The organism is Pseudoalteromonas sp. QJM3NY_12, from assembly GCF_056173165.1.
The window spans coordinates 2,174,015-2,192,171 of record NZ_CM149661.1; the positions used below are offsets into that span (position 1 = coordinate 2,174,015).

The following is an 18,157-nucleotide window of genomic DNA, read 5'->3' on the forward strand; positions in this document are numbered from 1 at the left end:
ATACCAGAGGTGACTTAAAGTGCAGCCCCATAAACAGTAAAAGCAATAAAAATAGCCTACTTACAATCAGCTAGCTAATTATAAAGATTGTTTTTTTTATCTAAAAAAGGTAAATTTACAAAAAACAACATGGATATATTTTTAAAATGGAACCAGTACACCCAACTTCATCTGAGTCAAATCAAACACCCCCTGCTATTTTTAGCGGTAAAGTACAATTTAGCGGCAAAGCCGGCGAATTTTTTGGTATATGGATTGTTAATATACTGCTGAGTATTATTACTCTCGGAATTTATTCGGCATGGGCAAAAGTTCGCACCTATCGTTATTTTTACGGTCATACGCGTATCGACGGCCATAGCTTTGACTATCTAGCGACCCCAATACAAATTTTAAAAGGACGCATTTTAGCGGTCATCGCATTTTTAATTTACACCTTACTTAGCAGCCTCGCACCGGCGGTAGGCCTTTTATTTGCTATTGGCTTTTTATTTTTATTGCCGTGGATCATCAACCAAGGTCTGCGTTTTAATATGCGTATGACTCGCCATCGTAATGTACGCTTTGCCTTTTCAGGTAATTACGGCGATGCATTTATTAACTTTGTTTTATTGCCTATTGCAAGTGTATTCACCTTACACCTATTGCTGCCGTATGTATTAAAGCGAATTGACCAATATATGCATGAAAACATCAGCTATGGAAATAAACCACTTACAGTAAATCTTCAGGGCGAACGCTATTACATCGCAGCACTTATTACCCTAGGAGTTGCAATAGGTGGCTTAGTTATTTTTGGCTTCTTTGCTGGTGCAAGTGCCTTAACTATCGATAACTTAAACACACAAAACTTTAGCCTTTCGACAATTGTAGTGCCGCTATTAATTGCTACGTTGTATGTTGCGTTTTTAACACTGGTAGGCGCTGTTTATCATTCGCTTATTAGAAATCATATTTTTAATAACAGTGAATTTACAGAAGTCGCTACCTTTGATTCGAACTTAAAAGCCATTGACTATGCCATCTTACTATTTACCAATGTACTGGCAATTATATTTACCTTAGGACTTGCCTACCCTTGGGCTAAAGTACGCAGAGCAAAGCTATTAGCATCAGTTACAGAAGTCACTATTTATAGCGGCGCACTTTCGTTGATTGATGTTGCACAAAATGAGCAGTCATCATTTGCTGAAGAAGCTGCTAATGTGTTTGATATTGATATTTCACTCACCTAATGAGTAATTATCCTATTTTTGGCTGTTATTATTACCCTAATAGCAGCCAACATATTAAAAGCTATGCACACCTTTCCCATGAGCAAATAACACTTGTTGACTCTGAGAATACGACGTTACTTGCATCAACAATAGACGATTGCCAACTTGATAGCCCGTTACCTGGCATGGCGTCAGAGTTAAATTTTGCTGATGGTGGGCGATTTATTCCTCAAGATATAGAATTTAGGTGGCCATTCGCGCTTAAAGAGCATGGACTCAGTGAACGCTTAGAAAAAAATAAGATTCTTATTGTTGCATCCGTGCTGCTAATACCCCTATTACTTTGGTTAATTTTATACCGATTAATACCATCAGTAGCCGTTTATAGCGTTAACTTAGCACCTGCCTCGACAATTGAAACGATGGGAGAGCAAACGCTCAGTGTAATAGAAAAAGTCGCATTGGAACCTTCTCAACTTTCCACTAATAAGCAATCAGAAATACAGCAACAATGGCGTTTAATGCTTAACTCGCTCAATTTAGACAGTGCAAAGTTTAGGCTATCTTTTTATCAGTCTGATTATTTTTCAGCTAATGCGTTTGCTCTTCCAAATGGTCGGGTTGTAGTAACTGACGAACTTGTTGATCTATTAAAAAATGACCCTGATGCCCTACGTGCTATTTTACTTCATGAAATTGGTCATGTTCAGCACCATCACAGCATTCGCCTTGCAGCACAAGCTGCAGCGAGCACCGTTGTATTTGCAGTTATTTTTGGTGACTTAGAAGGTATATTAGAAGTCGTGCTTGGCTCTGGCTCATCTTTTTTACAACAAGCGTTTTCGCGAGATATGGAACAAGAAGCCGATGTATATGCGATTAAAAACCTTTTAAAATTAGGCTATTCTAACCACGACTTTGCTGATGCAATTGAAGCACTGGAAAATAATTTACAAGCGCAAGAAGGGAGCTATGATGATACTTGGTTAAAGTATTTATCAACGCACCCAAGTTCTCAAGAGCGAATAGAATATGCGAGGCAATATAAACCACAATGACCCCTGAACTAAATTTGCTCTTATTGGTTATCATTATGATAACCCTAGGTTACGGGTTTATTTATCCGCGCTTTGCAGGCAGCAGCTTTAAAAAAGTATCGGTGCAAGATTTATTTGCAACAGGCATTACGCTATTAATTGCATCTACTCTTTATTACAACTCAGGCGTGCAATTTAGCTGGTTAATATTTGAAGTTAATTGGTTTTGGTTTACTTTTTTAACTTACGTCATAATCGAAATTCCGGTGTTTTTTATTTATGCTAAAAAGCACAATATGCAGTTTTAATAGTCTTTTATTTTCATACAAAAAAAGCGCCAAATTGGCGCTTTTTAAACTGCATTAACACATATTAATATTTATGCTTAAATGCCCACAAATGCAGTAATTCACTGGCAATCGTTGCAGCGGCAATGGCGGTAAGCTCACTTTGGTCGTACGACGGGGATACTTCAACCACATCCATTCCCACCATATTAACCCCTTTCAGTGCGCGTAAGATTTTAAGCACTTTATCAGAGGTTAAACCACCACACACGGGTGTGCCCGTACCTGGTGCAAAGGCGGGGTCTAAACAATCTATATCAAAGGTTAAGTAAACCGGCAAATCGCCCACTCGCTCAATAATCTGAGCTGCAATATCATTCGCATGCAGATCATTGGCTTGCATGGCATCAATCACTGCAAACTCATGCCTGCTTTGATCAAAGTCAGTACGAATGCCGAGCTGAATACTGTGATTAACATCAATTAACCCTTCCATTGGCGCATGATAAAACATGGTGCCGTGATCAAAACGCGAGCCGTTGCTATAGGTATCGGTATGCGCATCGAAGTGAACTAATGCCATTTTGCCATGAATTTTTGCATGTGCGCGCAATAGTGGTAACGTTACGAAATGATCGCCACCCAAGCCTAATAATGTTTTACCTTGGCGAAGTATTTGCTCTGCCGCCATTTCTAATTGCGCGGTAAAATATTCAGGATCGCCCACCGGATAAGTAAAGTCGCCAGCATCCGCCACGGTTAAGCGCTCAAACAATGGAAATGTCCATGGGTATTTTGTATCTTCCCATGCTAAATGTACCGATGCTCTGCGAATAGCATCAGGCCCTAAGCGGGCACCAGGGCGCCCTGAAGTGGCTAAATCAAACGGTAGACCCAATACCACTACATCGGCTTCAATCGCGTTAATGTTTTGTACCATAGGACGACGTAAAAACGTCATCCCATTTGAGTACAATGAGTGGTCAACACAACCAAACAAGCTAGACATTGCTTATAACTCTTCTAAATAAGTGTAGCCATCAAGGCCGCTTTGCAACTCGTCTAAAACGCTTTGCTGTTCATCTGCTGCAATTTTTGCGCTGACTAACTGCGCGTATGACTGCTGAAAACCTTCAACATCTAAATGTACATAACGCATCATGTCAGCCACAGTATCACCATGATTAATCTCTGTAATGCTAGCAACACCTTGCTCATCCATATTTACAATAGCACTGTGCGTATCACCAAATAAGTTATGCATATCGCCTAAAATCTCTTGATAGGCACCTACTAAGAAAAACCCCATTAAATAAGGTTTGTCTGCTGTAAACTCAGGTACTGGCAACGTACTTTCAATGCCTTGACCATCAACATAATGCTCTAATGCGCCATCTGAATCACAGGTGATATCTAGTAACACAGCCCGTTTTTGTGGAGCTTGCGTTAAACCACTTAATGGCAATACCGGAAACACTTGGTCAATACCCCACGCGTCAGGCAATGACTGAAACAATGAGAAATTGACAAAAAACTTATCCGCTAAACGCGCATTCAGATCATCTATAATCGGTCGATGAAAACGGTTTTTGTTATCCATTAATTTATTAAGTTCATAACACACACGCAAATTAATTTGCTCTGCCCATGCACGCTGAGTTAAATCTAATAATCCCATCGCAAACTGACTATGCGCTTCAGCTAAATCACCTTGGCTGTCGTGAAAAATCTCAATTAATGCACGGTCATCAGTAAGCACATGCAATTGTTGCCATGAAATCCACATATTTTTAAGTAACTGCGGCGCATCATCAGCTGGCGCTTCTATTTCTTCCGGTGTATACGTTTCGGTGCCAATTACATTGGAAATTAGTACCGCGTGGTGCGCCGTTAATGCTCTTCCCGACTCTGAAATAATGGTAGGAAAAGGCTGTTCATACTGCTTACAAATATCACCTATGGTGTACACAATATTATTTGCGTATTCAGCTAAACTGTAGTTCATTGAGTTGTGTGATTGACTGCGTGTGCCGTCGTAATCAACCGCTAAACCGCCCCCTACATCAAGGCACTCTATGTGTGCACCCAACTTACGTAATTCACAATAAAAACGAGCAGCTTCACTTACACCTAAGCGTACATCACGAATGTTGGCCATTTGCGACCCTAAGTGAAAATGCACAAGCTGTACTAAATCAAGCTGATCAGTTTCTTTTAAACGGTTTACTACATACAGCACTTGTGAAGCAGATAACCCAAACTTCGATTTTTCACCGCCACTGGCCTGCCATTTACCTTTGCCTTGCGAGGCTAAACGCACACGAATACCAATGCGAGGTTTTACATTAAGTTCTTTGGCTTGGCTAAGTACCATGTCCAGCTCAGACAATTTCTCAAGTACGATATACACTTTATGGCCCAGTTTTTCGCCAATCAGCGCTAAGCGCACATATTCTTTATCTTTGTAGCCATTACACACAATCACCGCACTGGTTTTTTCAGCCAATGCTAATACGGTTAATAACTCTGGCTTGCTGCCTGCTTCTAAACCTAGCTGTTTTTTTTCTACTTGTGCTTGACTGGCAACAATTTCTTCAACGACTTCGCGCTGTTGATTTACTTTAATCGGATAAACTAATAAATAGTCTTTTGGATACCCATAGCTTTCTATTGCGGTATTAAATGCGCCACATAAGCTATGCACACGATGGTGTAATATTTGTGGAAAACGAACGAGTGCTGGCAAACTTAAACCTTTGTCTTCAAGTTGCTTAGCAATGTCTGTTAGTGCAATGGTTTGCTGTGGGGCATCAGCCTTTGGCGCAACATACACATCACCTTGATCATTAATACCAAAAAAACCTTGGCTCCAATGACGAACGTTGTAGCTCGTACGAGCTTGTTCTAGTGATGTTGTCTCTTTCATTTATCTTTCTCTTTTATTTATGAATGCCAAACCGGCTAGTTGCCGCGCATTAAAAGAAAAATAGTGATTCATGTCCAACAAGTATTTCTACTCGTAACGAGTTAGGATTGAAATTGATAAATAAAAGCTTCAAACAAAGCAATATTAGCTGAGCGCAAGCTCCATAAATAAGCTATTCGGGTTTTCTGTGTATTCACCAAAAGGGGCACATTGCACAAACCCTAAATTCTCATAAAGATGGATTGATTGTATTTGCTTTGGTCCTGTTTCTAGTTTTATGATTGGGATTTCTTCTTCGCCAGCATAGTGCAATAAAATTTGCATAATACGCCGCGATAAGCCTTTTCCGCGATAGCTAGGTTTTACGTAAAGCCGTCTAATTTCGCCATACCAGCTACCATCAAATTGCTTTACTATCGCGCCACAGGCAACTATTCCGTCTTGATTTTTTAACCCTACAGCGTAAACGCCCGGTAAACCAAGCTCATTAACTGTAAGCGCTTGTGAAGTTGCTACAGGATATAATGAGCTAATAAGTCGATCTATGTCAGCAAATACGTTGATCACATCCTGATCACAAGGGTCTAAGTCGACTAACTGCATGGTTTATCTCAAGGTTATGCTTAAATATATTTAAACTATACCGTATCGATAGGAATGAACAACCTACTTAGGCTAAGTTATTTTTAGTGGGTTAGTTTATTGCTAGGATAATAAATAGCTCAATAACAAGGTGAGAATATGATGTACCCAGAAAAAGAGCGCTTATTAGCGCTCTTTATCAATTATTAAAGCCCTTGTTCGTCTGCCATTTTCTTAACTATTTGTGGTGCTGTCCACAACGAAGGTAGTAACACAAACGAAACTGGCACCGCAGTGACCACAATAAACGACTGCAAGGCTGAAATTCCGCCCTCGCCTATAGAAATAAGCAACGCCGCCATCACCCCCATCATAATCCCCCAAAACACTCGAATAGACGTTTGTGGGTGATCGGTACCCGTCATTACCATAGATACCGAATACGTCATTGAATCACCTGTTGTTGCCACAAAAATAGTGGTCAGTACTAAAAATAACACCGACACAACAAATCCCATAGGTAACTGCTCAGTGATGGCTAACAATGCCGCTGGCAAATTAAGCCCAGCAAAAGGCTCTGATATAACGCCAGGATTATTTAATTCAAAAAAGATGCCTGAGCCGCCAACAATAGTAAACCAAAAACACGTGATCACAGGGGCAACCACAGAAATAAGTAAAATCATTTCACGAATAGTACGTCCACGGGATATACGTGCAACGAACATAGCCATTAATGGGCCATAACCTAAAAACCAGCCCCAAAAGAATACAGTCCACCAGTCTAGCCACGGTTTATCGGCACGAAATGTAGCCATAGGAATAAAGTTATCTAAATACAAACCAAAGGAATGAATGTAACTGTCGATAATAAACGCAGTTGGCCCCATTAGTAATATAAACAACATCAGCAACACTGCCAGTACAACATTAAAACGGCTTAGTAGCTGAATACCTTTGGTAACCCCACTTACCGCTGAAAGTGTGTAAATTCCAATTAAGCTAAATAAAATAACCACCTGCGTGGTGTAGGTATCAGGAATGGCAAACAACTTTTCTAGACCAAAACTCACTTGTAAACCTAAAAAACCAATAGGACCAACAGTGCCAGCAACCACAGCGAGTACACAACATGCATCAACAATAGTACCAAGCGCACCTTTCATTGCGCGATCGCCAAATACCGGGTAAAGCAAAGTGCGCGGTTTAAGCGGTAATCCTTTTTCGTAATGGAGATGCATATAAACAATACCGGTCAAACTACCTAAAATAGCCCAGGCTAAAAACCCCCAGTGCATAAAGCTTTGTGCAAGGGCGTTATAGGCGGCATCCCTTGTGCCAGTTTCACCACCAAATAACGGGGGCGGAGAAATAAAGTGTGCCATTGGCTCTGCTGCGGCCCAAAATACACCGCCACCTGCAAGCAAAGTGCACATAATTATACTGATCCATTTGAAGGTAGATATTTCAGGTGTTTTTAAACCACCCAGCACCACTGAACCGGTGCGGCCTACGGCCAAAAATATGCCAATCACAAAGGTTAATAACAGCAGAACTTGCCAAAAGGCGCCAAATATTTTGGTGGAGAAGGCAAAGGCAGAGTTTATCCAATCCGACATCAGTTTTATGTCGTACAGTGCCAGCGCGGCAAATAAAACTAATATACCGCCACTGATTAAAAAAACGGGTATATCAACCCCTTCCAGAAACTTTACTCGGGGAGAGTGTATTTCACCCGACTTTAAAGCTGCTTTCGTGGTATTCATTTATCGCTCCTAATGGTTTTTTACAGTTACCGACATAGCGACATACCATGACATAACCCTAAACCATAGTTACAACGAACAAAAAAGCAACTCAAAAGCAAGTTTTAAGTACCTGTCGTGTTTACGCTTAGATAATGTCACAACAAGTAGACTTATTGCCAATTAATGGCTAGTTTAACGCGTTAAAAACACTAAACCAATGCCACAGCAATGATTTGTGCAACTGTTACAAAATAGTAAAAAACTCATTACACTTAGCTAGCAAACAAACAAAAAGTATACATTTCTGTCTGAGCTAAAACGCAGTAAGTTAGCAAACGTTACTGCCCAATTAGAGGTTAAACAAAGCGACTTATCGATTGGGGTAACTAAACTTGTCGCCTCAGTTAGTAACAAGCACGATGTTATTGATGCTCTTTATGCCATTTTAAATAATTGCTGTGTGTTAATGGTTTTGCAAATAAATAACCTTGCACAGCATTTACACCCATCGACTTTAATACATGTAGTTGCTCAGCACTTTCGACCCCTTCGGCTACAATATTAATATCTAAACTATGACCTAAACCAATAATAGACTGAACTATGCTTTGCCCCGATGCGTTATCCAACACTTTATCAATAAAGCTTTTATCTATTTTTAGTTCGTCTATCGGTAAAACACTCAAGTGCTTTAAACACGAGTAGCCGGTACCAAAGTCATCAATTGAAAATACAAATCCCTGCGACTTTAGCTCTTTCATTTGCTTTACCGTACTCATTAAATCACCCGCTAACATGGACTCAGTGATCTCTAATTTAATTTGTGAGGGTAATACATCATACGTCTCAATCGCTTTAAACAACTCGCCTTTTAAAGTAGAAGAATTAAACTGACACTGGCTAATGTTAATAGACACATTAAACTGGTTTTTCAGTACGTTATGAGCTCGAAGTGTTTCCAGTAAAATACAAATATCGCGTAATACAATATTTTGTAACTTTTGAATTAAGCCAAATTGCTCGGCAATCGGAATAAACGCATTAGGAGAGATTAGTCCTTTGGTTGGGTGATTCCATCGTATGAGTGCTTCTGCACCAATAATACTGCCATCAATTGATAATTGAGGCTGAAAGTAAGCACAAAATTCATCACATGCAATCGCTCTTACTATATCTGTTTCAAGCTCAGTTTGATTTTCCAGTAAGGTTTGCAGTGCAGGATCGTAAAAGCTACTACTATTACCGCCTTTCATTTTAGAGCGATACATAGCGGTATCTGCAAATTTTAAAATATTTTCGCTAATAGCATTGGCGTTATTAATTAAACATATACCTATACTGCAGCTAACTTGAAACGCCAAATCCCCTATCTCAAACTTGTCGTAAAAAACGCTTTGTACCACTTTAGCCATTAATTCTGATTCAAGACTCGCTTGCTTATGGCTATCTCCTACATTCTCAATGAGTATGATAAATTCATCCCCGCCCACGCGGGCAAGGGTATCTGTTGGGCTTAAAACACGCGTTAGTCGCTGTGAAAGCTCAACCAGTATCTCATCACCGGCATTGTGCCCTAACGAGTCGTTTATACGTTTAAAGTTATCTAAATCTAAGAATAAGAGCGCGCCAGTATGATCAGACTGCTTAATTTGTTCAACATACATACTGAGTCTATCATTGAGCATTCTGCGGTTCGGGAGGTTTGTAAGCGGATCAAAAAATGCTAACCGTTGCACTTCCTCTTCTGCCGCTTTGCGAGTCGAAATATCTCTGGCCATCCATACCACATGTCGCTGAGAGGGATTATTAGGTTGGTAACTTTCAAGCGGAGCTGTTCGCCCTTCAAATGTAAGCTGCTTACCTTTTATATTTAGCTGATACTCAAACACTTGGACTTCATTAGTTTGAAGTGTTTTGGCAATTACCTCCATAATAGGATTAGCATCTTCAGGAGGCATAATATCTCTGACATTTCGATTAATCACATACTCTTGGCTTAAATATAAACTTTCATTAGCAGTGCCGTAAACGTTGGTATACTCCCCTTCTTCACTCAAAATGAGGGTTAGATCGGGAAGTACTTTTGCGAAGGCTTTAAACTTTTCATTACTTTGCTGTAATTCTGCAAGTAACACTTTTGATTTTAGTGACTCTGTGTGCTTTTCTAAAGCAATACTGGTGAAATCAACAAAAAAGTCTATTAATTCTAAGTCTTGTGGTGTTGGTGACTTGGCACTGTCATGATAAATTGCAAAGGTGCCTAATATATCTGATTGTGTTGAAATAATAGGGGTTGACCAGCACGACCTTAAATCAAAATTCAATGCCAACGCTTTATAATTTTCCCATAAGGGTGATGTTGCAATATCTGAGGCAATAATTCGCTTTTTTTCATACGCTGCAGTACCGCATGAGCCAACGCTGGGGCCTATATGCACGCCATTAATGGCGTCACAGTAACCCTTTGCAATATTAGGGGCTGCACTATGAAATAGCTGCTCACCTTTGAGCGTTAATATAGAGCACTTTGCAGAAGCGTCTTCAATCAGCTCCTCAATAGATAAGCAAATATTTTCAAGCACCTCATCAAGTGGTGCACCCAAGGCTATTTTAGATAATATACTTTGTTGCTGAGAAAGCAGCTTTCTGACTCTCATTATTTCAATCAAGTTATTTCCCTCAACAATCTTCTAAGCTAAATGCGCCGCTATATTCTATATAATAATTTATTATAGTCTTTTGACTATACATAATATTGAAATTAGCATCTATGGTAATTTTGTCTATTGCGCGAGCATTTTATTTCATTAAGCACTTTCGAAGAATTCAAAGCAATTGCCCAAGCTAGCAATTTATTATCATTCTATTTGAAATGCCCTTTATTAAATACTTTGTTACTTAAAAGTACTGTTTAAAATCATCAAGCTATTTATAATAGCCAAAAGATAAATAATCGATGAGGTTAGTGTGCAAATAACGCAAGGTATGGAATATTTTTTTTCCGGGTTTAAGTTAATTAGTCAAAAAGGACTAAAACGCTTTGTACTAATCCCCCTACTTATTAATATTTTATTATTTGGTAGCTCCTTATTCTTTTTATTTGGCTGGCTGAGTGATGGCTTTAATGCTGTAAATACCATGCTCCCAGAATGGTTAAGTTGGCTCGAATGGTTAATGTGGCCAATTGCTGTACTGGTGGTGCTGTTTAGTTACAGTATGTTATTTACCGTTATTACTAACTTTATCGCCGCACCTTTTAATGGCTTACTAAGTGAAAAAGTTGAGCTGTATTTAACTGGTCAAAAAATTAACGACGATGGATTAGCTGATTTAGTCAAAGATGTGCCGCGAATGCTAGGCCGAGAATGGACTAAGCTTTGCTACTATCTCCCGCGCGCTATTGGCTTTTTTATTCTATTGTGGGTGTTACCGGTAATAGGCCAAGTGCTCTGGGTGCTTTTTACCTGCTGGATGTATGCGGTGCAATATAAAGATTATGCTTTTGATAACCACAAAGTTAGCTTCACTCAAATGAAAAATGACTTAAAAAGCAAACAAGGCTTATCTTACGGGTTTGGCTTTGCAGTGATGCTGCTAACCGCTATCCCATTTATAAATTTAATTGTGATGCCTGTGGCAGTGTGCGGCGCTACACGGTTATGGGTTGAGCATTACCGACCACAATATCGTAGTTAAAAAAAATGGGCCTCTTGGCCCATTTTTTATACTCGCTAATCAATTAACTATATAAGCTTTGTGGTACTTTAATTACGTTTAAGTGCACCGTTATCTCTTCACGATCATGGTACAAATGCTTAGCTTGTAATTCGTAGCTAATACCAAACTTCGCCATTTCTTCTCTAATCATTTTTAGACATTCATACACACTATCAAAGCGTTTTTTCATCGGTAATTTTAGATTGAAAATAAGCTCTTTTGCATAGGCGTTTACTGCCCAGTCAATCATTAAGTTAGTTACTTTCGTTGGTTTTTCTACCATATCGCAAACTAACCAGGTTATGTTTCTTTTTTCTGGGCGGTATTTAAAACCATCCTCTCTAAAATGTTTTACTTGCCCTGTTTCCATTAAACTTTCATTCATTGGGCCATTATCTATCGCGCTAACAAACATACCACGGCGAACCAACTGATAAGTCCAACCACCTGGGCAAGCACCTAAATCAACGCTGCGCATGCCAGCTTGCACTCTTGACTCACGCTGCTGCTCAGGAATAAATACATTAAATGCTTCATCTAACTTAAGGGTTGAGCGGCTTGGGCCATCGTTTGGCATACGTAAACGCAGAATCCCCATAAAGAAAGGTGAGTTGTTATAACTATAAGAGTGACCCACATACGCAGTATTATTAGCTAAAAACAGCACATGCATTACTGGACGATTGGCTTTTGGTTCACGCAATACGGTGTTTTGTTTCTCGAGCGCTTTTTTAAGCGGAGTTGATATCTTTTTACAAAAAGTCAGTAACTCCTTGCCCTCATTGGTATCGGGTGTTTCTACTCGTAGTTCAGAGCATAAAGTAAAGTCTTTTGCGGCATCTACAATAGCGCCCACTCTATCCTCTAATGGCATATTTTCTATCAGGTTACCGGCAAACCATTGGCGTGCAAATACCATATTTTTAAAATCAACTTTTTTGATTATTTCGTCGCTGTGCTGCGCTTCAAAACATTCATAAATAACATAACCGGTATTTGGTTTTGCTTTTACATACCCAGCAAACCCTTGCTCGGCGGCGTGAAACGTTATTTCAGCAGCGGCATCGCTTTCAAAACCACTACGACAGTAAATCACAACACTAGACATATTAACCCTTAAACTCTTTAAAACTTAAATCGTGCAACTTGCACTAAAATAACTATCCAACCAATAATAAAGCACAGTCCACCTAGTGGTGTAATTGGGCCCAGCCACTTTAAGCCGGTTAAAGCCAGTAAATATAAGCTGCCACTAAATAACAGTGTACCCGCTATAAAAAAACCACCTGCCATGCTTAAGTTAATGCCCCACTTTATTAAGATTGCCACTGCAATCAGTGCCAGCCCATGTACCATTTGATACTCGGCGGCGGTTTTAAAAATACCAATAGCGTAATCTGATAAGCGACTTTTTAAACCATGGGCAGCAAATGCACCCAGTATCACTGAAAGCATACAAAAAAAGCTGCCTGCGAGTAAAAATAGTTTAATCATGTTTTTCCTCTTTTATATTCTCTACAGTGCTTTTGATAAAGTTAGCCGCCTGCATTGCTGCAACATTAAGGTTTTGTTGCTCTGTGATATCACTTTTTTTACGTGGTTTTAGTGAGTGGTCACCATCAGTTAACCATACATACTGCGGCTGTTTTGGCATGGCCATTGTGGCAAGTTCTTCGCGAGTACCAAAGGTGTCTCGTTCACCTTGTAGTACTAAAAAAGGACACGGTATATCTGCAAAGTGCTCTGTTCGGAGCTTTTCTGGCTTGCCCGGTGGATGAAACGGATAACCAAACGCAAGTACACCTAAAACAATATGCGAGGTTGAGCAAGCAAGCATAGACGCCATTCGCCCGCCCATTGATTTACCCCCTATAAATAGCGGTAAATTTGCATCAGCTTGAGTAAGTATATGCTCAAAATATGTAAGTAATTTTGGTGCTCGCTCTGGTGGGCGACGTTTATTGGTTTGTTTAGCAATTTGCATGTATTCAAAATCAAACAGCCCAACGTCAATACCATACTCACTGAGCTGTTTGGCCATGGTTTGCATAAACTCAGAATCACTGCCAGCCCCTGCACCATGCGCAAATATAAACTGTGCGATTGCAGGTTGCTGACTGCTTTTAACCCATTCAATGCTCATTAATATTCTTGCTCCTGCTCAACTAGGCTTAACATCCAATCTTTAAATGACACAATTTTACCTAATTCATTTTGCGACTCACGGATCACCAAATAATAGGCGTTTTTACTTTCTAAACTGTGATTAAACGGGATCACTAATCGACCTGCATCAATATCTGGTTTTGCTAAAACACTATTACCTATTGCAACACCTTGGCCATGTACCGCAGCTTGCAGCACCATAGATGAATGACTAAAAATAGGCCCTTGGTTAACTTGTACGTTGCGAACACCCGCGGTTTTCATCCACGTTTTCCAGTTTTTACGAGTGGTGTCATGCAACAAGGTATGGTTTGCTAAATCACTTGGTTGATTAAGCGCTCTAGGGCCACTTAACAATAATGGGCTACACAGTGGCACTAAGTATTCAGTGTGCAATTTATAAGCTTGTACGCCACTCCAATGACCGCGACCATAATAAATTGAAATATCAACATCGTCGGTTAACGAGTTTTCGTCCTGATCTTGGGCTTTAATTCGCACATCAATTTCAGGGTGTAACTCGTTAAATAAGCTCAATCGAGGAATAAGCCATTGAATCGCAAAGCTCGGGGTTAAACTCACTGTTAGCGAGCCTTTTGCACCACGGGCTAGTAGCTTTTCGGTTGCGTCAATTAGCTGAGTAAAAATCTCTTTAATATCTAAAAAGTAGCCTTGACCTTCTTCGGTTAGAAGTAACGAGCGATTTTTACGCAAAAACAACTTTAACCCTAAGTGCTCTTCGAGGGTTTTAATTTGATGGCTTACCGCAGCCTGCGTCACATACAACTCTTCTGCGGCTTTAGTAAAGCTTAAATGACGGGCTGCAGCTTCAAAAGCTTTTAGCGCGTTTAATGGAGGAACTCGTCTTGACATGGCAACCAAGCTTAGAATTAGTTTTTCTTATGCGGTGAATTATATACCTATGCTGGGAAAGAGTATATTCAAGCCACAAAAAAAGCGACCGAAGTCGCTTTTTAATGAGTAAATCACTCTTTTATAAATCGCTAGCACTGGTATCAAGCGGAGCAAAGCTTTTGATTAAATCATCAACCGCTTTCATTTGCGATAAGTACCCTTCTAATTTACTCAGAGCTAATGCACAAGGGCCATCACATTTTGCTTCATTTGGATTTGGGTGTGCTTCAATAAATAAGCCTGCAATACCCAGTGCCATGCCACTACGAGCCAGTTCTGCTGCTTGAGCACGACGACCATCGGCTGAATCAGCTCGACCGCCAGGACGTTGTAGCGCATGAGTAGCGTCAAATATAACGGGCGCCATGGTTTTCATGTCATCCATACCCAGCATATCAACCACTAGGTTGTTATAACCAAAGCTTGAACCACGTTCACACAAGGCCACATTATTATTGCCCGCTTCATTAAATTTAGTAATGATATGACGCATTTCATGTGGGGCTAAAAACTGTGGCTTTTTCACATTAATAATCGCGCCTGTTTTTGCCATTGCAACCACTAAGTCTGTTTGACGAGCTAAAAATGCCGGTAGCTGAATAACATCAACAACCTCTGCAACCGGTGCTGCTTGATGAGGTTCGTGCACATCGGTGATCAGCGGAATATTAAAGGTATTTTTAATCTCTTCAAATATCTTTAAGCCTTCTTCCATGCCCGGACCACGGTAAGAATTGATTGACGAGCGATTGGCTTTATCAAATGACGCCTTAAATACATAAGGAATATTTAATTTAGTAGTCACTTCAACATAATGCTCGGCAATACGCATCGCTAAATCACGAGATTCCAGCACATTCATGCCACCAAATAAAACGAAAGGTTTATCATTTGCCAGTTCTATTTGATTAATATTTATAACTTGGTTGTTCATTTTAATTCCTTATGGTGCAACTGCTTGCATCATTAATCCACAAATATACGCCATATATGTACCTACACCATAGCCTAGTACTGCTAATAAAACGCCTACCGGTGCCAGTGATGGATGAAACGCAGCGGCGACAACAGGAGCCGAGGCCGCGCCACCTACATTGGCCTGAGAGCCAACAGCCATGTAAAATAACGGCGCTTTAATTAGTTTAGCAACAATCAGCATTAAGCTGGCGTGAGTTAGCATCCAAATTGCACCAAGCACAAAATACATTGGTGAATCAAAAATCGCCATCACATTCATATGAAGGCCAATTGATGCTACTAAGATATATAAAAATGCTGATGCCACTTTAGACGAGCCAAAGGCTTCGATATGACGCACTCTAGTGAACGATAAACTAATGCCTATAGTGGTCGATATAACAATAAGCCAAAAGAACTTACTATTTAAACTGTATTCTTTTGCCCATGAATAGTTATTGGCAAAGAACGGTCCTAAAATATCAGCACAAAAATGTGCTAAACCAGTAATACCAAAGGCAATAGCAATAATCATCATGTAATCATTCAGCGTTGGCATACGGGCATGCTCTGCATGGTATTTTTCAACACGCTGTTTTAAATCTTCAATCGCAGTGGTATCGGCCCCCGCTTTGGCATCAATCGCTTTATGGTTAGCCGCCATTAATAATAATACCGCCATCCATAAATTAGCCACAATTACATCAACAGTGACCATAGCAGAAAAAATATCACCGCCAACTTCAAACATTTCTTTCATAGACGCTTGGTTTGCGCCGCCGCCAATCCAGCTACCCGCAATAGTTGTCATACCGCGCCAAACCGCATCTGGGCCATGTCCGCCCACTGCTTCAGGGTAAACGGCACTCATAATTAAAATAGCTAATGGGCCACCAATCACAATACCAGCGGTTCCTGTTAAGAACATAATTAATGCTTTAGGACCTAGGTTAATAATCGCTCTTAAATCAATGCTAATGGTTAATAAAATTAAACACGCAGGTAATAAATACCGCGAGGCAACGTAATACACACTCGATTGCGAGCCATCAACAATACCAAAGGTATTTAACAACGATGGTAAAAAATAACACAGCAATAATGCAGGCACATATTTGTAAAATGCGACCAGCCCTGGGCGCTGACTTGACGAGGTTTTAAAAATAAAGCCTAAAATAATCGCTAGTAAGCCTAGTACAACAGCATCATTGGTGATTAAGGCAGTTTGGGGATCAGCCATAACGTTTCCTATTTTTATTTTTAATGGTGGGTCTTATGATTATCTTCAAGTTCTTCGATTTGATGTTGGATGACTTCAATAGCAGGGTCGTCAGGACACTCATCAACAAAAAATTGTAAATCATCTCGTGCCATTTTAGGGCAACCTAGCTGATTTAGTAAATAGCCTCTGTCGCGTCGCTCATAGGGATCATCCCCTAGCATTTCCATTAACAAATCAACGCAAGTTAACGCATGACCAAATTTGTTCTCACTAATAAAAGACCATTTTTGTTGCGCTAAAAATAATTTATATACTTCGTCTTCAAAAATAAGCTCAAGAGGCTCTTGCTCTTGTGCATTATCTTCGTTGGTATTTTCAGGAATGATATACCAGCTTTGTTGACCACTACTTGGCTCAACAATGTACCCTTCATCATCGCTCATTGCGACGTGAATGCCCACTTCGCCTTGAGTTATGCTTACACTAGCATCAAGTTTTGCATGCTGTAAAAAATGGCATAACAAAATAGCTAAGGTCGTGGGTGTACCACTGCGCATAGATAAGGTGTAGCTAATACTGTTTAGCTTATACTCAGGTACTTTAAGGCTTGACGCACTAAATAACCACTGACTGTAAAAGCAATCAAGTAGTTGTTCTAAACGATCATGCGGATCGCGTGTTTGCGAACAAATAGTCTCTATTTGTTGCTCAAAAGCAGTCAATATTTCAAGACTTGGTGTTAAGTCTATTTGAGGGTCCCATTTAGCTTCTGCTTTAATACAACGATATATTGCCGGTGGCAAAAAGTCATCGTAGGCATCTTCTATATAAGATTCATCGTGTTCATCAAACCCGAGGGTGGTCATTCATACTACAACATTCTAGAAAACGAACACGTAGTTTACCTAATTTTAAGGTTAGATACCAATAATCAGAAATGAAATAAAGAGGCAAGCTTTACACCATAGGTGTAAAGCTTAAGCAAATATTGTTAATTACAACAATAGCGGGGCTTTAGCAGTTGCTAAAAAGCCAATAGCTAAGATAACCGCAGTGTTAAACACTAAAAACATAACTTTAGGTAATGTTGTGGTTTGCTTAGCACTAATAATCCCAACGGCGATATAAATAACCACCAGCACAATTTTTTCTAATAGCCAAAGTTGCTCTAGTGGGTTTATTTTAGCCATGGCCATTAAAGTAATAGCCGAGATAATTAGTAAGGTATCTATACTGTGGCTACCAATGAAAACCACTTTATTTTTAGCAAGGCTGCCACTGCCCATGCGAGAAAAAGAACGTACGTAAAATAAAATAATACTCACTAGCGCAATCGCCATGTGCGTATGTTTTAATGCTAAATAATCCATGTTTATTTTTACT

17 protein-coding genes are annotated in these 18,157 nt (G+C 39.8%); 4 read left to right on the plus strand and 13 right to left on the minus strand.

The window, feature by feature from the left end; genetic code table 11:
- Positions 1-146 precede the first annotated feature (146 nt).
- From AC0VZ5_RS10160 to AC0VZ5_RS10170, 3 genes are read left to right on the plus strand one after another with little or no spacing between them, the layout of a single operon-like run.
- A complete protein-coding gene (locus AC0VZ5_RS10160) occupies positions 147-1,235 on the plus strand; it encodes a YjgN family protein (RefSeq protein WP_475472687.1) in 1,089 nt (362 codons plus the stop codon).
- Positions 1,235-2,275 (plus strand): M48 family metallopeptidase, encoded by a 1,041-nt coding sequence (locus AC0VZ5_RS10165; RefSeq protein ID WP_475472689.1) that lies wholly within the window; start codon positions 1,235-1,237, stop codon positions 2,273-2,275. The genes AC0VZ5_RS10160 and AC0VZ5_RS10165 overlap by 1 nt, the downstream gene beginning before the upstream one ends.
- A gap of 35 nt (positions 2,276-2,310) precedes the next feature.
- Positions 2,311-2,562, plus strand: coding sequence for a hypothetical protein (locus tag AC0VZ5_RS10170; RefSeq protein WP_240539501.1), 252 nt, complete (start codon positions 2,311-2,313; stop codon positions 2,560-2,562).
- Positions 2,563-2,626: 64 nt separating this feature from the next.
- Here the strand turns inward: AC0VZ5_RS10170 and speB are convergent, their stop codons facing one another.
- From speB to AC0VZ5_RS10195, 5 genes are all read right to left on the minus strand, one after another.
- The gene (gene speB / locus AC0VZ5_RS10175) at positions 2,627-3,550 is read right to left on the minus strand and encodes an agmatinase (protein ID WP_010388380.1); all 924 of its coding nucleotides are present in this window, start codon (positions 3,548-3,550) and stop codon (positions 2,627-2,629) included.
- 3 nt (positions 3,551-3,553) lie between these two features.
- On the minus strand, positions 3,554-5,467 hold the full coding sequence (gene speA / locus AC0VZ5_RS10180; RefSeq protein ID WP_193050789.1) for a biosynthetic arginine decarboxylase: 1,914 nt from the start codon (positions 5,465-5,467) through the stop codon (positions 3,554-3,556).
- A gap of 144 nt (positions 5,468-5,611) precedes the next feature.
- Positions 5,612-6,070 carry a GNAT family N-acetyltransferase gene (locus tag AC0VZ5_RS10185; RefSeq protein ID WP_008467955.1) on the minus strand — a complete coding sequence of 153 codons (459 nt, stop codon included), beginning with the start codon at positions 6,068-6,070 and terminating at the stop codon, positions 5,612-5,614.
- A gap of 185 nt (positions 6,071-6,255) precedes the next feature.
- Positions 6,256-7,815 (minus strand): BCCT family transporter, encoded by a 1,560-nt coding sequence (locus AC0VZ5_RS10190; protein WP_198523424.1) that lies wholly within the window; start codon positions 7,813-7,815, stop codon positions 6,256-6,258.
- Positions 7,816-8,219: 404 nt separating this feature from the next.
- Positions 8,220-10,466 (minus strand): putative bifunctional diguanylate cyclase/phosphodiesterase, encoded by a 2,247-nt coding sequence (locus AC0VZ5_RS10195; RefSeq protein WP_475472693.1) that lies wholly within the window; start codon positions 10,464-10,466, stop codon positions 8,220-8,222.
- Between the two features lie 316 nt (positions 10,467-10,782).
- On the opposite strand from AC0VZ5_RS10195, the gene cysZ reads away from it, so the two are divergent.
- On the plus strand, positions 10,783-11,493 hold the full coding sequence (cysZ, locus tag AC0VZ5_RS10200; RefSeq protein WP_282454259.1) for a sulfate transporter CysZ: 711 nt from the start codon (positions 10,783-10,785) through the stop codon (positions 11,491-11,493).
- Between the two features lie 43 nt (positions 11,494-11,536).
- On the opposite strand, the gene rlmM is transcribed toward cysZ, so the two are convergent.
- The 8 genes from rlmM to AC0VZ5_RS10240 all read right to left on the minus strand — a co-directional run bounded on the left by rlmM (position 11,537) and on the right by AC0VZ5_RS10240 (position 18,144).
- Entirely contained in the window at positions 11,537-12,622 is a 1,086-nt protein-coding gene (gene rlmM, locus AC0VZ5_RS10205) for a 23S rRNA (cytidine(2498)-2'-O)-methyltransferase RlmM (protein WP_055013323.1), read from the minus strand.
- A 17-nt stretch (positions 12,623-12,639) separates the two neighbouring features.
- Positions 12,640-13,008 carry a DUF423 domain-containing protein gene (locus AC0VZ5_RS10210; RefSeq protein ID WP_010388367.1) on the minus strand — a complete coding sequence of 123 codons (369 nt, stop codon included), beginning with the start codon at positions 13,006-13,008 and terminating at the stop codon, positions 12,640-12,642.
- On the minus strand, positions 13,001-13,657 hold the full coding sequence (locus AC0VZ5_RS10215) for an alpha/beta family hydrolase (protein ID WP_475472696.1): 657 nt from the start codon (positions 13,655-13,657) through the stop codon (positions 13,001-13,003). Before AC0VZ5_RS10215 ends, AC0VZ5_RS10210 begins: the two co-directional genes overlap by 8 nt.
- Complete coding sequence (locus tag AC0VZ5_RS10220) at positions 13,657-14,553, minus strand: transcriptional regulator GcvA (protein WP_008115185.1); 897 nt, start codon at positions 14,551-14,553, stop codon at positions 13,657-13,659. Before AC0VZ5_RS10220 ends, AC0VZ5_RS10215 begins: the two co-directional genes overlap by 1 nt.
- A gap of 121 nt (positions 14,554-14,674) precedes the next feature.
- Positions 14,675-15,529 (minus strand): 3-deoxy-8-phosphooctulonate synthase, encoded by an 855-nt coding sequence (gene kdsA, locus AC0VZ5_RS10225; protein WP_054202475.1) that lies wholly within the window; start codon positions 15,527-15,529, stop codon positions 14,675-14,677.
- A gap of 9 nt (positions 15,530-15,538) precedes the next feature.
- Positions 15,539-16,792, minus strand: coding sequence for a DUF819 family protein (locus tag AC0VZ5_RS10230; RefSeq protein ID WP_475472699.1), 1,254 nt, complete (start codon positions 16,790-16,792; stop codon positions 15,539-15,541).
- A 20-nt stretch (positions 16,793-16,812) separates the two neighbouring features.
- Complete coding sequence (locus tag AC0VZ5_RS10235) at positions 16,813-17,640, minus strand: tetratricopeptide repeat protein (protein WP_413402541.1); 828 nt, start codon at positions 17,638-17,640, stop codon at positions 16,813-16,815.
- A 129-nt stretch (positions 17,641-17,769) separates the two neighbouring features.
- The gene (locus AC0VZ5_RS10240) at positions 17,770-18,144 is read right to left on the minus strand and encodes a SirB2 family protein (protein ID WP_054202473.1); all 375 of its coding nucleotides are present in this window, start codon (positions 18,142-18,144) and stop codon (positions 17,770-17,772) included.
- Positions 18,145-18,157 lie beyond the last annotated feature (13 nt).